General features: G+C 72.8%; 15 protein-coding genes and 1 riboswitch. Of the genes, 10 read left to right on the top strand and 5 right to left on the bottom strand.

Translation table 11 applies throughout. The features are described 5' to 3' along the window. Positions 1-7: 7 nt before the first annotated feature. Positions 8-322 (top strand): hypothetical protein, encoded by a 315-nt coding sequence (locus ACFWBD_RS15875; RefSeq protein ID WP_385667164.1) that lies wholly within the window; start codon positions 8-10, stop codon positions 320-322. 342 nt (positions 323-664) lie between these two features. Next, a riboswitch (cyclic di-AMP (ydaO/yuaA leader) is annotated at positions 665-876 on the top strand. 3 nt (positions 877-879) lie between these two features. Next, positions 880-1,353, top strand: coding sequence for a C40 family peptidase (locus tag ACFWBD_RS15870; RefSeq protein WP_171395903.1), 474 nt, complete (start codon positions 880-882; stop codon positions 1,351-1,353). Between the two features lie 58 nt (positions 1,354-1,411). On the opposite strand, the gene ACFWBD_RS15865 is transcribed toward ACFWBD_RS15870, so the two are convergent. Next, positions 1,412-1,894, bottom strand: coding sequence for an ATP-binding protein (locus ACFWBD_RS15865; protein ID WP_385667163.1), 483 nt, complete (start codon positions 1,892-1,894; stop codon positions 1,412-1,414). A gap of 213 nt (positions 1,895-2,107) precedes the next feature. On the opposite strand from ACFWBD_RS15865, the gene ACFWBD_RS15860 reads away from it, so the two are divergent. Further along, a complete protein-coding gene (locus tag ACFWBD_RS15860; protein WP_385667162.1) occupies positions 2,108-2,968 on the top strand; it encodes a helix-turn-helix domain-containing protein in 861 nt (286 codons plus the stop codon). Positions 2,969-2,977: 9 nt separating this feature from the next. Next, positions 2,978-3,220, top strand: a complete 243-nt coding sequence (locus ACFWBD_RS15855; RefSeq protein ID WP_028807146.1) for a DUF397 domain-containing protein — start codon at positions 2,978-2,980, stop codon at positions 3,218-3,220. Positions 3,221-3,275: 55 nt separating this feature from the next. Here the strand turns inward: ACFWBD_RS15855 and ACFWBD_RS15850 are convergent, their stop codons facing one another. Then, a complete protein-coding gene (locus ACFWBD_RS15850; RefSeq protein ID WP_385667161.1) occupies positions 3,276-4,403 on the bottom strand; it encodes an 8-amino-7-oxononanoate synthase in 1,128 nt (375 codons plus the stop codon). A gap of 147 nt (positions 4,404-4,550) precedes the next feature. Between ACFWBD_RS15850 and bioB the strand changes: the two genes are divergently transcribed. The 3 genes from bioB to bioD are packed head-to-tail and all read left to right on the top strand — an operon-like array spanning position 4,551 to position 7,799. Then, positions 4,551-5,792, top strand: coding sequence for a biotin synthase BioB (gene bioB, locus ACFWBD_RS15845; protein WP_385667160.1), 1,242 nt, complete (start codon positions 4,551-4,553; stop codon positions 5,790-5,792). Continuing rightward, the gene (locus tag ACFWBD_RS15840) at positions 5,785-7,074 is read left to right on the top strand and encodes an adenosylmethionine--8-amino-7-oxononanoate transaminase (RefSeq protein WP_385667159.1); all 1,290 of its coding nucleotides are present in this window, start codon (positions 5,785-5,787) and stop codon (positions 7,072-7,074) included. The genes bioB and ACFWBD_RS15840 overlap by 8 nt, the downstream gene beginning before the upstream one ends. A gap of 2 nt (positions 7,075-7,076) precedes the next feature. After that, positions 7,077-7,799, top strand: coding sequence for a dethiobiotin synthase (gene bioD, locus ACFWBD_RS15835; RefSeq protein ID WP_385667187.1), 723 nt, complete (start codon positions 7,077-7,079; stop codon positions 7,797-7,799). Here bioD and ACFWBD_RS15830 read toward each other — a convergent pair. Then, entirely contained in the window at positions 7,796-10,138 is a 2,343-nt protein-coding gene (locus ACFWBD_RS15830) for a LuxR C-terminal-related transcriptional regulator (RefSeq protein ID WP_385667158.1), read from the bottom strand. The two genes, bioD and ACFWBD_RS15830, sit on opposite strands and share 4 nt — an antisense overlap. 114 nt (positions 10,139-10,252) lie before the next feature. On the opposite strand from ACFWBD_RS15830, the gene ACFWBD_RS15825 reads away from it, so the two are divergent. Both ACFWBD_RS15825 and ACFWBD_RS15820 read left to right on the top strand, forming a co-directional pair. Further along, positions 10,253-10,939 carry an esterase/lipase family protein gene (locus tag ACFWBD_RS15825; RefSeq protein ID WP_385667157.1) on the top strand — a complete coding sequence of 229 codons (687 nt, stop codon included), beginning with the start codon at positions 10,253-10,255 and terminating at the stop codon, positions 10,937-10,939. Between the two features lie 94 nt (positions 10,940-11,033). Then, positions 11,034-11,711 (top strand): class I SAM-dependent methyltransferase, encoded by a 678-nt coding sequence (locus ACFWBD_RS15820; RefSeq protein WP_385667156.1) that lies wholly within the window; start codon positions 11,034-11,036, stop codon positions 11,709-11,711. A gap of 3 nt (positions 11,712-11,714) precedes the next feature. Here ACFWBD_RS15820 and ACFWBD_RS15815 read toward each other — a convergent pair whose 3' ends face one another. Together ACFWBD_RS15815 and ACFWBD_RS15810 are read right to left on the bottom strand one after the other, a co-directional pair. Beyond that, entirely contained in the window at positions 11,715-12,089 is a 375-nt protein-coding gene (locus ACFWBD_RS15815; RefSeq protein ID WP_385667155.1) for a fic family toxin-antitoxin system, toxin component, read from the bottom strand. 4 nt (positions 12,090-12,093) lie between these two features. Then, positions 12,094-12,336 (bottom strand): toxin-antitoxin system HicB family antitoxin, encoded by a 243-nt coding sequence (locus ACFWBD_RS15810; RefSeq protein ID WP_385667154.1) that lies wholly within the window; start codon positions 12,334-12,336, stop codon positions 12,094-12,096. Positions 12,337-12,484: 148 nt separating this feature from the next. On the opposite strand from ACFWBD_RS15810, the gene ACFWBD_RS15805 reads away from it, so the two are divergent. Next, positions 12,485-13,345: an ABC transporter ATP-binding protein gene (locus ACFWBD_RS15805; protein WP_385667153.1), complete on the top strand. Its 861-nt coding sequence runs from the start codon at positions 12,485-12,487 to the stop codon at positions 13,343-13,345. Positions 13,346-13,348 lie beyond the last annotated feature (3 nt).

Genomic DNA, 13,348 nt, shown 5'->3' with positions numbered 1-13,348 from the left:
GCCGCCGATGGTGCCCGAGCTGCCCCCGCTGCCCCCACTGCCCGCGCTGACCCGCGCGGAGGCCGAGCTGACCGACGGTTACCTCGACGTGGTCGACATGCTCGGCCGGATCAACCCCGCCCACCACGGCGACACCTACCGCGGGCTGCGCGCCGCCCAGGCTCTGGTGACCAAGGCGGCCGCGCTGCGCGACGCGCTGACCCTGATGCACCAGCGGGGCGAGAGCGAGCTGCACGCGCCGACGCTCGCGCGGGCGCTGCGCGTCCTGGACGGGGAGCGCCGCACCGCGCGGGTCACGCTGCCCCCGCTCGCCGACAGTTGAGCCGACCGGCCGACCCCGGTCCGGACCCGGACACGCCGACGACGTGACGACCGGACCGGAGTCGAAACGGCCCAGAAGGCGTACCCCCGTTCGGCAGAACGTCTACTGTTCCCCCAGACGCCCAGAGGTTGCGCAAAAGGACGCACTTCGGGTGGAACAGGAGGCGTCACCGCTGGTGGGAGCCCCTGAGGCGCCCTGACACCTGATCACCCATCAGAGTGTTCACCCGAACGGGTGAGTGGTGAGTAACCCCACAAATCCCCGGTTCCGTTGGGAATTTCGGACATCGGTGAGCCAAGATCCCTGACTGACGACAAGCCCCCGCCACAAGCGGCGGGGCGGTCCGGGCGGACGCCGAGTCCTGCCGCCTCCCGGATGACCGGTCGACAGGAGTGCATCGGCAGGAGTGGAGGACCCAAGCACGACGGGTCGCCGGAACGGTCACGCCATGACCGGACCGAGCAGCCCTTGGGGTGAAGCCGCAGCAGCGGCCGGGCAACTTCGCCAGCCCGAATCCGACAGGTCATCCTTCACAGGCGGCTGACGAAGGGTTGCGCATGACTGCGCTCAATCGTGTCCCGTCGCTCATGGCCCGGGCCGGTACGGCCTCGGCTTTCGCCATCGCCGCCGTGGGCGGCTCGGTCGTGGTCCCGGGGCTCGCCCCCGACGCCGCGGCCGCCACACCGGCGACGAAGGCGCTCCAGATTGCGGCCTCCAAGAAGGGTGCCCCGTACAAGTACGGGGCCACCGGACCGAAGAGGTTCGACTGCTCCGGGCTCACGCTGTACTCGTTCAAGAAGGCGGGCAAGAGCCTGCCCCGGACGGCGGCCCAGCAGTACAACAAGACGAAGCACATCTCGTCGTCCAGCCGCAAGGCAGGCGACCTCGTGTTCTTCCACTCGGGCTCGAACGTGTACCACGTCGGGATCTACGCGGGTAAGGGCAAGATCTGGCACTCGCCGAAGACCGGCGACGTGGTGAAGCTCCAGAAGATCTGGACCAAGAGCGTCTGGTACGGGCGGGTCCGCTAGGGCCTGCCCGGGTCACGGGCTGGTTTTCCCGGGGCGGTGGGGGTGTCCTGACGCGCCTTCATCGCCCCGGGAGCTCACCCTCCGCCGGGGCCGTCAGAGCTCCGGTCACCGGCTCCGTCGCCGGGACGGCCCACGGGAGCTCGACGGTGACCGTCTTGCCGCCCTCCCGGGTGGGCCGCACTCTCAGCCTGCCGCCGCACTCCGCGGTCAGCCAGCGAATGATCACCATGCCTCGGCCGTTGTCCTGCTGGACGGCGGCCGGCAGTCGTTTGGGGAAGCGCGGGTGGCTGTCGGTGACCCCGACGCGCAGGTGTTCGTCGCGGTCGAGGACCAGCTCCACCGTGAAGGTGGGCGACTGCCCGAAGGTGTGCTGTACGGCGTTGGTGGCGAGTTCCGAGACGATCAGCCGGATGGCGTCGGCCGTCTCCGTGTCCGCCGGCAGACCCCATTCCCCGAGGACGTCGGCCACGAAGACGCGGGCCGTGGAGACCGAGGCGGGATCGCTCGGCAGAATGACGGATGCTTCCAGGTGATCTGCCATGGCGACGTCGTCCCTTTCCCACGGGACCGGGAGCCCGACACGGTGCGGATGGTTCGAGTACGGTCCCGGACTGGTGCTTCTTCGCCAGACTGCCATTACCGCGCCGGTCACGGGTGGGATCCACCAGGATATGCATATATCTGTCGCCCAATGCGGTGAACTCTGCGACGGCAGAGCGTATTTGGTCGGCCCGATAGGAGTAAGGAGGGACCCATGCAGCACGGTCCCGCGGTGCGTCGCCGAAAGCTGGGCGCCGAACTGCGCAATCTGCGCGCCCAGGCGGGGCTCACCAGTGGTGAGGCGGCCCGGCTCGTGGGCTGGCACCAGTCCAAGGTGAGCCGCATCGAGACCGGTATCAGTGGATCGAAACCGGCCGATGTGCGGTTACTCCTCGACGCCTATGGGGTCGAGGATCCGCAACTGCGGGAGCTGATGCTGGCGTTGGCGAGCGACGGCGGCAGTGGCGGCCGGGACCACTGGTGGCACGCCTACCGCGGGGTGCTGCCGCCCACCTATCGGGACTTCATCAGCCTGGAGTCGCAGGCGAGTGCGATGCGCACCCTGGAGACGACGGTGGTGCCGGGACTGCTGCAGACGCCCGAGTACGCACGCGCGGTGACCAGGGCGGCCGTGGAGGGGAGCGACGAGGACCAGCTCGACACCCTGGTGGAGGTACGGCTGGCCCGCCAGGACGTGCTGCGCGCGCAGCCGCCGCTGGAACTGTGCGCGGTACTGGACGAGGCGGTGCTGCGGCGGGAGGTGGGCGGACCCGAGGTGATGGCGCGACAGCTGGGCCGGCTCGTGGAAGCCGCCCGATTGCCCCAAGTGCGGCTCCAGGTACTGCCGTTCGCCGCCGGAGCCCATATCGGGGTAACCGGCCCTTTCGTTATCTTCTCATTTTCGCGCACTTCTGATCTGGACGTGGTTGTTCTCGACCACTTGACGAGTAGCCTCTATCTCGAACGGAAAGAAGACCTCCAGGCCTACACCGAGGCCTTCAACGCCCTTCGGGCGCACGCCCTTTCGCCCGGGGACTCATCGGATTACATCGCCGCGATAGCCGACGGCGCGTAAGGAGGCACCATGTCCGCACCACCGCGGAACGTACCTTCCAGTACCGATCCCGACCGTCTCCCGGATGTGCGGTGGCTGCGCAGCAGCTACAGCACGGGAGCGAACAACTGCGTGGAGACCGCCCGGCCGGCCTCCGGCCCCTGGGCCGGTCTGCTCGCCGTACGCGACTCCAAGGACCCGGCCGGACCCGCCCTGCTCTTCTCCCCCGAGAGCTGGTCGGGCTTCACGGCGGTGTTTTCGCGGGTTCGCTGACCGCACCGGAGTAGCCGGAGCAGTCAGCGGCGGTCCACGGCCGTGTCACGCCGACTCATGGTCGTGTCTCGCCGATCACCCGTACAGCGCGTTCCAGCTCGGCCCCGGAGAGGTCCGCACGCGCGGTCAGCCTGAGGCGCGAGATGCCGTCGGGCACGGAGGGAGGACGGAAGCAGCCCACGGCCAGGCCTGCCGACCGGCAGTCCGCCGCCCAGCGCACGGCCCCCTCCGGGGACGGCGCACGCACGGAGACGACCGCGGCGTCCGGACGCACCGCTGCCAGACCCGCGGCCGTCAGGCGCGCGTGCAGCTCGCCCGCCACCGCACGCGCGCGCGACGCGCGCTGCGGCTCCCGGCGCAGCAGTCCGAGGGCGGCCAGCGCCGCGCCCGCAGCCGCCGGGGCCAGGCCGGTGTCGAAGATGAACGTCCGGGCCGCGTTCACCAGATGCTCGATCACCCGCGCGGGCCCCAGTACGGCGCCGCCCTGGCTCCCCAGCGACTTGGACAGCGTGACCGTGACGACGACGTCGTCGGCGCCCGCCAGACCCGCCGCGTACGGAGCGCCCTGCCCGCCGTCCCCGAGCACACCGAGCCCATGGGCGTCGTCGACGACCAGTCCGGCGCCGTACTCCCGGCAGGCGGCCGCCAGGGCGGCCAGCGGGGCGGCGTCGCCGTCGACCGAGAAGACCGTGTCGGAGACGGCCACGGCCGGGCCGTCGTGCGTGCCGAGCGCCTTGCGCACCGCGTCCGGGTCGGCGTGCCCGACGACCTGGGTGGCGCCGCGGGCCAGCCGGCAGCCGTCGATGAGCGAGGCGTGGTTGCCCGCGTCGGAGACGATGAGCGAGCCGTGGGGGGCCAGCGCGGTGACCGCTGCCAGGTTGGCCGCGTACCCGGAGGAGAAGACGAGGGCCGCCTCGAAGCCGCAGTGCTCCGCGAGCTCCCGCTCCAGCTCGCCGTGCAGCTCGGTGGTGCCCGTGACGAGCCGGGAGCCGGTCGCACCGCCGCCCCAGGTCCTGGCGGCCGCCGCGGCGCCCTCCGTGACCTCGGGATGGCGGGCGAGGCCCAGGTAGTCGTTGCTCGCCAGGTCGAGGAGCGGCGAGTCGGCCGGGCGGGGCCGCAGAGTCCGTACGAGCCCGGCCCGGCGGCGCAGCTCCGCCTGTTCGTCGATCCAGCCGAACGCCATGGGTCCTCCGGGCTTTTGTAGGTAGCGGACAGACACTAGCGGGCCGGCCGCCCACCCACGGTGTGGCAATACCCACACGTCGAACCCGGTGTGTTGTGCGATCCCTACCTTGGCCCGGAGCGGGTGCGTAGGACAGGATCGGCTCTCATGGACCTGCTGAACACGCTGGTGGACAAGGGGCTTCGGCGCGAGCTGCCGACCCGCGAGGAAGCGCTGGCCGTGCTGGCCACTTCCGACGACGACGTGCTGGACGTGGTGGCCGCGGCCGGCCGGGTGCGCCGGCAGTGGTTCGGGCGACGGGTGAAACTCAACTACCTCGTCAATCTCAAGTCGGGGCTGTGCCCCGAGGACTGCTCCTACTGCTCCCAGCGGCTCGGCTCCACGGCCGGGATCCTCAAGTACACCTGGCTCAAGCCGGACGAGGCCTCGCAGGCGGCGGCGGCCGGGCTGGCGGGCGGGGCCAAGCGGGTCTGTCTGGTGGCGTCCGGGCGCGGTCCGACGGACCGTGACGTCGACCGGGTCGCCGGCACCATCAAGGCGATCAAGGACCAGAACGAGGGCGTCGAGGTCTGCGCCTGTCTGGGTCTGCTCTCCGACGGCCAGGCCGAACGGCTGCGCGAGGCGGGCGCCGACGCCTACAACCACAACCTGAACACGTCCGAGGGCACGTACGGGGAGATCACGACCACGCACACGTACGCCGACCGGGTGGACACGGTGCAGAAGGCGCACGCGGCGGGTCTGTCTGCGTGCTCGGGTCTGATCGCCGGCATGGGCGAGTCCGACGAGGACCTGGTGGACGTCGTCTTCTCGCTGCGCGAGCTGGACCCGGACTCCGTCCCGGTCAACTTCCTCATCCCGGTCGAGGGCACCCCGCTCGCCAAGGAGTGGAACCTCACCCCGCAGCGCTGTCTGCGCATCCTGGCGATGGTGCGGTTCGTCTGCCCGGACGTCGAGGTGCGCATCGCGGGCGGCCGCGAGGTCCATCTGCGCACGATGCAGCCGCTCGCCCTGCACCTGGCCAACTCGATCTTCCTGGGCGACTACCTCACGACCGAGGGCCAGGCCGGCAAGGCCGACCTGGAGATGATCGCGGACGCCGGATTCGAGGTGGAGGGCGCGGAGCAGGTCACCCTGCCGGAGCACCGCTCGACGGCGGGCGGAGGCTGCGGGTCCCCCGCCGGCGGTGGCTGCGGCTCGCACGAGGGCGGTGGCTGCGGCTCCCACGAGGACTCCGGGTGCGGCTCGCACGAGGGCGGCGGTGTGTGCGGCTCCGTTCCGGCCGCGACTTCGGCCGTGGCCCCGGCCGCGGCGGTCGGCGAGGCCCGTACGGACCTGGTCGCCGTACGCCGCCGTGGCGCCGGTACCGATCTCGCGCCCAATGCCTGAGCTGCCCCCGCTCGGGGTGCCCGAGCTGCTGGAACTCGACCGGCGGCACGTGTGGCATCCGTACGGTCCGATGCCCGGCCGGGTCGCACCGCTCGTCGTGGAGTCGGCGAGCGGGGTACGGCTGCGGCCGGCGGACGGCTCGGGTGAGCTGGTCGACGGCATGGCGTCCTGGTGGTCGGCGATCCACGGCTACAACCACCCGGTGCTCAACGAGGCCGTGCGCGACCAGCTGGGCCGGATGAGTCATGTGATGTTCGGCGGGCTCACCCACGAGCCCGCCGTGCGTCTGGCGAAGCTCCTTGTCGACCTGTCGCCCGAGGGTCTGGAGCATGTCTTCCTCGCCGACTCCGGCTCGGTGTCGGTCGAGGTGGCGGTGAAGATGTGCCTCCAGTACTGGCGCTCGCTGGGCCGCCCGGCCAAGCGACGCCTGCTGACCTGGCGCGGCGGCTACCACGGCGACACCTGGCAGCCGATGTCCGTGTGCGACCCCGAGGGCGGGATGCACGACCTGTGGACCGGGGTGCTGCCCCGGCAGGTCTTCGTGGACCCGCCCCCGGTGGAGTTCGAGGAGGCGTACGCCGACCTGTTGCGCGAGACGATCGGGCGGCACGCCGGCGAACTGGCCGCGGTCATCGTGGAGCCGGTGGTGCAGGGCGCGGGCGGGATGCGGTTCCACTCCCCCGGGTATCTGCGGGTGCTGCGCGAGGCGTGCGACGCGCATGACGTGCTGCTGGTGTTCGACGAGATCGCGACCGGGTTCGGGCGCACGGGCGCGCTGTTCGCGGCGGAGCACGCCGCGGTGACGCCGGACGTCATGTGCGTCGGCAAGGCGTTGACCGGCGGCTATCTGACGATGGCGGCGACGCTGTGCACGTCCCGGGTGGCCGAAGGGATCTCTCGGGGCGAGGTGCCGGTCCTGGCCCACGGGCCGACGTTCATGGGCAACCCGCTCGCCGCGGCCGTGGCGTGCGCCTCTATCGAGCTGCTGCTCGGGCAGGACTGGCTCACGGAGGTCAAACGGATCGAGGCGGGGCTGCGGGAGGGACTCGCTCAGGCGGCGGAGATCCCGGGTGTGCGGGACGTCCGGGTCCTCGGCGCGATCGGCGTCGTCCAGCTCGATCGCCCCGTGGACATGACGGCCGCCACCCGGGCCGCCGTGCGCGAGGGCGTCTGGCTGCGGCCGTTCCGCGATCTGGTCTACACGATGCCGCCGTACGTCACCGGTGACGTGGACGTGGCACGGATCGCGCGCGCGGTGTGCGCCGCGGCGCGGGAGGGATGAACATGCCGATCCTGGTGATCACGGGGACGGGCACGGAGGTCGGCAAGACCGTCACGACGGCCGCGGTCGCCGCGTCGGCGCTCGCGGCGGGGCGGTCGGTGGCCGTCCTCAAGGCCGCGCAGACCGGCGTACGGGCGGACGAGAGCGGGGACGCCGACGAGGTGGCCCGGCTCGCGGGCGCGGTGACGACGGCCGAACTGGCCCGCTATCCCGAACCGTTGGCTCCGGCGACGGCGGCGCGCAGGGCGGGCCTGGCGGCGGTGCGGCCGCAGGACGTGGCGGAGGCGGCGCAGAAGCTGGCCGCCGAGCACGACCTGGTGCTCGTCGAGGGGGCGGGCGGGCTGCTCGTACGGTTCGACGAGGCGGGCGGGACGCTCGCCGACGCGGCGCAGCTGCTGCGCGCGCCGGTGCTGGTCGTGGCCACTGCGGGTCTCGGCACGCTGAACACGACGGAACTGACGGCCCGTGAACTGCGAGCCCGGGGAGTCGAGTTGCTGGGGGTCGTGATCGGCAGCTGGCCCGACTCCCCCGACCTGGCGTCGCGTTGCAATGTCGCGGACCTGCCAGAGGTGGCCGGGGCCCCGCTGCTGGGGGCACTGCCGTCGGGAGCCGGCGCTCTCGCGCCGGCCGACTTCCGTACCGTGGCGCCCGGTTGGCTGGCGCCACGGCTGGACGGGACCTGGGAGGCGGAGGCCTTCCGCGAGCGGACCGGTTCGGGGTTCTAGCCGTCGTCCGCGTCCGCGAGCAGCCGTACGAGTTCGATGCGGGAGCGGATGCCGAGGCGGGTGAAGACGCCGCGCAGGTGGTGGTCGATGGTGCGCGGGCTGAGGGCGAGGCGGGCGGCGATCTCCCGGTTCGTGGCGCCGTCGGCGGCCATCCGGGCGACCAGGAGCTGCTGGGCCGTCAGGTGGGCCGTCGGGCTCCGGTCGCCGCGGGTGGGGGCCGCGGGGGCGCCGAGCGCGCGCAGTTCGGCGCGGGCGCTCTCGGCGCAGTGCGGGGCGCCGAAGGACTCGAACGCCTCCAGCGCGCTGTGCAGCCGGTCACGGGCCTCCGTGCGGCGGCGCAGCCTGCGCAGCGCGCTGCCGAACAGCAGTTCGGTGCGGGCCCGTTCGAAGGCGCGCGCCCCTTCGGCGTGCAGCCGCAGGGCCGTGCGGTAGTGCTCGACGGCGTCGGCGCCCGGTGTGAGCAGGGCCCGGGAGCGGGCGCTGAGGGCCAGGTCGTCGGGGCTGTCGACGGCGCGGGCCCAGCGGTCGTAGTCGGCGTGCGCGACGCGCGCCACGCGGGTCTCGCCGGTGCGGACGGCCGCCTCCACATAGTGCGGGGTGGCCAGGTGGCGGATGGCCCGGTGGCCGTGTCCCGGGCCCGAGGCGGCGAGCGCGCGCAGCCGGGCCGCGGCGGCGTCGAAGCGGCCGGAGCCGAGGTCGAGGAAGGCGAGCGCCCACTGCGCCAGGGCGGCGGGCAGGCCCAGGGCGTGGGCGAGGGCGTAGGACCGGGCGGCCGCGGCCCGCTCCCGGCACAGGTCCTCGTCGCCGGTGAGCGCGGCGAACATCGCCAGGGCGGCCTGGAGATGGCAGGCGCCGTTGTCCTGCCCGGTGGCGTACGCCTGGCGCAGGGCGTCCAGCGCGGCGGCCTCGGCGGCGCGCGGGCGGCCGGTCCAGAAGTCGGCGTAGGCACGGAACTCCATCGCCTGGGACACGGCGGCGGTGACGCCCCGGGCGCGGGCCCCGGCGGCGGCCCGGACCGTGGCGGTGGCGGCGCGGGTGTGGTCGCCGAGCATCAGGGCGGCGATGCCCGCGTGCAGGAGGAGGGTGGGGTCGCCGCCCGGGCCGCACCGTCCGGCGGTCGCCTCCAGCAGGTCGCGCGCGTCCTCGTACCGCCCGTCCACGGCCGCGGCGATGCCGCCGAGCACACCCGGCGGGTCGACGCCCGCCTGTGCTGCGACGAGCGTCGCTTCACGGCATCGACGCAGATCACCGGTGTAGACGGCGGCTTCGGCGGCGCGGGCCAGGAGGTGGGTGACGGGGGCGGTGGAGCTGGAGGCTGAACCCGCCGCCTCGCCGGACTCACGGGACTCACCGAACTCACGGGACTCGCGGGAGAGGGCGGAGGGGGTGACGGAGGGGGCGGTGGTGGTGCCGCTCCGGCCCGGTGGCGGGTTCCCGGGAGCGGGCCGCGCCCCGGCCGCCCGTGCCGCCCCGGCCAGCAGCGCGTCGAACGCCTCCCCCGCGTGCCCGGTCCGCAGGGCGAGGATGCCGGTGAGGGCGTCGGCGTCGGTGCGGGCGGCCAGGGCGCGGGACCGGTCGCCGTCACCGCGGTGCCAGGCGTCGGCCGCCGCGTGGGCGAGGAGCCGGGAGCGTTCGCCCGGGTCCGTGCAGAGCTCGGCGGCGCGTTCGGCCAGGGCGCCCGAGAGCGCCGGGTCGCCGGCGGCGCGCGCCCGGTCGGCGGCCGCCGTCAGTTCCGCGGCGAGCCGCGCGCTGGGCCCGAGGGCGCCCGCGCCCCGGTGCCAGGACCGCCTGGGCGTCTCCGCCGCGCCGTGCAGGACGCGGGCGAGCAGCCGGTGGGCGTCGCGCCGGTCGGCCGGGGCGGCCGTCTCGTACGCGGCGATCCGGGTCCAGGCGTCGCGGAAGCCGACCCCGCCGACCGTGGCGTAGGCGATCCCGGCCGACTCGGCCGCGTCGAGAGACCGGGTGTCGAGGCGGGCGGCGGCGACGGCGCGCAGGAAGGCGTGGGTGGCCACCGGGTACTGGTCGGCGGCCGCCAGCAGGAGCACCAGCCGGGTCCCGTCGGGCAGCGCGCGGACCTCGCGGCGGTGGGCGCGGAGCGTCTCGGGGGCGAGGTCGGCGGGTTCGGCCGGCAGCGGGTCGAGGCCGGCCGCCTGCCGTTCGGTCAGCCGCGCGACGAGTTCGGCGGCGGCACGCGGGTCGCCGTATACGAGGCGCAGCACGCGCACGCGGACGCCTTCGGACAGCGCCGGGACCGGGCGCGGGCCCGCGCCCGGGGGCGGGCCGGGGGGCGCCGGTGGCGAAGTGCGGTCAAGCGACGGGGGGTTCACTCGTGTCACCACACAAGTGACGTTACTGGCGGGTTACTTGAACCGTAAAGACTGGCGATTTCACCGATGCGGCGCGCGTAGACCCGCCGGACACTCCTGGCAACCCCACACGTTTCAGGAGGCATCATGCAGCGCCACAAGCGTCGCATCGCCGCGGCATTCTCGGCCGTGGTCTCTTCGCTCCTTCTGTCACTCTCGTTCTCCGCCCCCACAGCCCACGCCGCGACCCACAACCCGATCGTCTTCGTGCACGGCCTCAGCAGCTCCTCCAGCAGCTGGGACGACTGGGTCGCGGACTTCAAGGCCGACGGCTACACCGCCGCCGAGCTGGACGCCTGGACCTACAGCTGGTCCCAGTCGAACGTCACGACCGCCTCCCAACTCTCCACCGAGATCAAGAACGTGCTGGCGAGAACCGGCGCGTCCAAGGTCGACGTCGTCGTCCACTCCATGGGCGCGCTCAGTTCCCGCTACTACCTCAAGAACCTCGGCGGCACCGCGTACGTGGACGACTTCGTCTCCGTCGCGGGCACCAACCACGGGACGTCGGTCGCCTCGTGGTGCAGCTGGCTCTACACCTCCTGCGCCGAGATGGTCACCGGCAGTTCGTTCCTCACCTCGCTCAACTCCGGTGACGAGACCCCGGGCAGCGTGAACTACGCGGCCTACTGGTCGAACTGCGACTCGGCCATCGACCCGGACTCCTCGGCGCTGCTGAGCGGGGCCACCAACGTCGGCGTCGGATGCATCTCGCACTCCGACATCAACAACGACTCCGGCGTGTACGGGCAGGTGCGCGACTTCATCCAGTAGGCCGTTCGTCCAGCCGGCGACGGCGACAGCACGGGTGCGGCGGGCCTGCGCGGGGGACAATCCCGGTAGGCCCGCTCCTGCTCGGGAGGTCGCCATGCCCCTACGGTCCGCCGGCTCCGGCAAGACGCCCGGTGATCCCGTCCACCACCCGCTGTTCGCCCGCTGCTATGCCCGGCTCGGCACGGCCGCGGAGACCCGCGGCGGTCTGGGTCCCCTACGGGACCAGCTGCTCACGGGACTAGCCGGCCGGATCATCGAGATCGGCGCGGGCAACGGACTGAACTTCGCGCACTACCCGGCGACCGTCTCGGAGGTCGTCGCGATCGAGCCGGAGCGCCATCTGCGCACACTGGCGCTGGAGGCGGCCCTGCGCACGGAGGTTCGGGTGGATGTCGTGCCGGCCGTGGCGGAGGCGCTGCCGGTGAAGAGCGAGGCCTTCGACGGGGCGGTGCTGTCGCTGGTGCTGTGCAGTGTCCGGGACGTCCCCGGCGCCCTCGGCGAGCTGCGGCGGGTGCTGCGGCCCGGCGGCCAGCTGAGGTTCTTCGAGCACGGTCCCGGCGGCGGCCCGGCGATGCGGTTCACCCAGCGCGCGCTGGACCGGACGGTGTGGCCGACTCTGGCCGGCGGCTGTCACCTCACCCGGGACACGCTCGACGCCCTGCACGAGGCAGGGTTCGAACTCGGCCCGTACCGCCGGCTGACCGTGCCGGAGAAGGGTCCGCGGTCCCCCGCCTCGTACTGCGTGCTCGGCAGGGCCCGTCGGCCGTCCTAGCCGTCACTGGCTCCACCGGCGCAGTTCCCGCGCGATGTCGGACACCGACGCGTCCCCGGTCTTGGCCAGGCGGGCCAGGTCGCGGACCTGTTCGGGTGAGGTGGCGACCTTCAGGCCGCTGGCGACGAGGTAGGCGTACGCGACGGCGCAGGCGAACAGGGCGTTGGAGCGCTCCAGCGCGGGGACGTGGATGAGGAGCTGGAGCAGCGCGGCGGCGCGGGCCGGCGCGTCGTCGTAGACGGGGACGTCGAATATCTCGGCCTGGTGGCGTGCCACGGCCGCCACCAGTGCCCCCCAGTCGATGACCTGGGGGTCCCCCGGGGTCTTCTGTTCGGCGAGCATGAGAAGCCAGGCGAGGTCGATACGGAGGTCGCTCAAGGGATCAGCGGCGACCTTCGTGCGTGCCACCCTCGCGTTCCGCCCCGAACTCCTCCGCGAAGACGGACTCGTACTGCTTCATGAAGTCGCTGGCGGCCTCGACGAACGTGTGGCCGACTTCGCCGGCGTCCTGTCTGACCAGCTCTTCTATATAGCGGTTGACGCTCATGCCACGGGCCGTGGCGCGCTCGCGGGCGGCGCGGGCCGTGCCCTCGTCCACGCGTACGTTCAGCTGGGTCTTCGCCATGCCTCGACGCTAGCGCCGTTACGCTAGCAACGGCAAGGGCGGACGGGAGTCGAAAAGGGATACCGGGTGTGCGCCGGGTCACACTACGCTCGGCCGGGCAGAAACATCACCACGCGGTCGACACGTCCGTACGAGCGAGGAGGCAGCCTTGTCCACACCTGCTGCGGAGCACGCCCCCGGCCTGGCCCCGGCCGGCGGGATCGCGGCCCGCGCCCGCGGTCTGACCAAGGCGTACGGCTCCGGCGAGACCACGGTGCTCGCCCTGGACTCGGTGGACGTGGACATCGCGCGCGGCCGCTTCACCGCCGTCATGGGGCCGTCCGGCTCCGGGAAGTCGACGCTGATGCACTGCCTGGCGGGCCTCGACACCGTGTCGGCCGGTCAGGTGTGGATCGGCGACACCGAGATCACAGGGCTGAAGGACCGGGAGCTGACCCGGTTGCGCCGGGACCGGATCGGGTTCATGTTCCAGTCGTTCAACCTGATCCCGACGCTGAACGCGGCCGAGAACATCACCCTGCCCATGGACATCGCGGGGCAGAAGCCCGACCAGAAGTGGCTGGACGAGGTGATCGACACGCTCGGCCTGCGGGACCGGCTGAAGCACCGGCCGTCGCAGCTGTCCGGCGGTCAGCAGCAACGCGTGGCCTGCGCCCGGGCGCTCGCCTCCCGCCCCGAGCTGATCTTCGCCGACGAACCGACCGGCAACCTGGACTCGCGCGCCGGACTCGAGGTCCTCGCGTTCCTGCGGGAGGCCGTCGACCAACTGGGGCAGACCGTCGTCATGGTCACCCATGACCCGGGTGCCGCCGCCCACTCCGACCTGGTGCTCTTCCTCGCGGACGGGCGGATCGTGGACGAGATGGAGCGGCCGACGGCGGACGGGGTGCTGGAACGCATGAAGCGTTTCGACGTGCTCCGTGCTCCGTCCGACGGCGAGAGCGGCGCCGACGCCCACCGCCCGGCCCCCGACGCCGACGCCCACGGCACCGACGCCAAGGAGAAGTGATCC

It is taken from the genome of Streptomyces sp. NPDC060002, assembly GCF_042737245.1.
Classification (GTDB): Bacteria; Actinomycetota; Actinomycetes; order Streptomycetales; family Streptomycetaceae; genus Streptomyces.
Note: the sequence above shows the minus strand (reverse complement) of the source record. Positions and strands in the feature narration are given on the sequence as shown.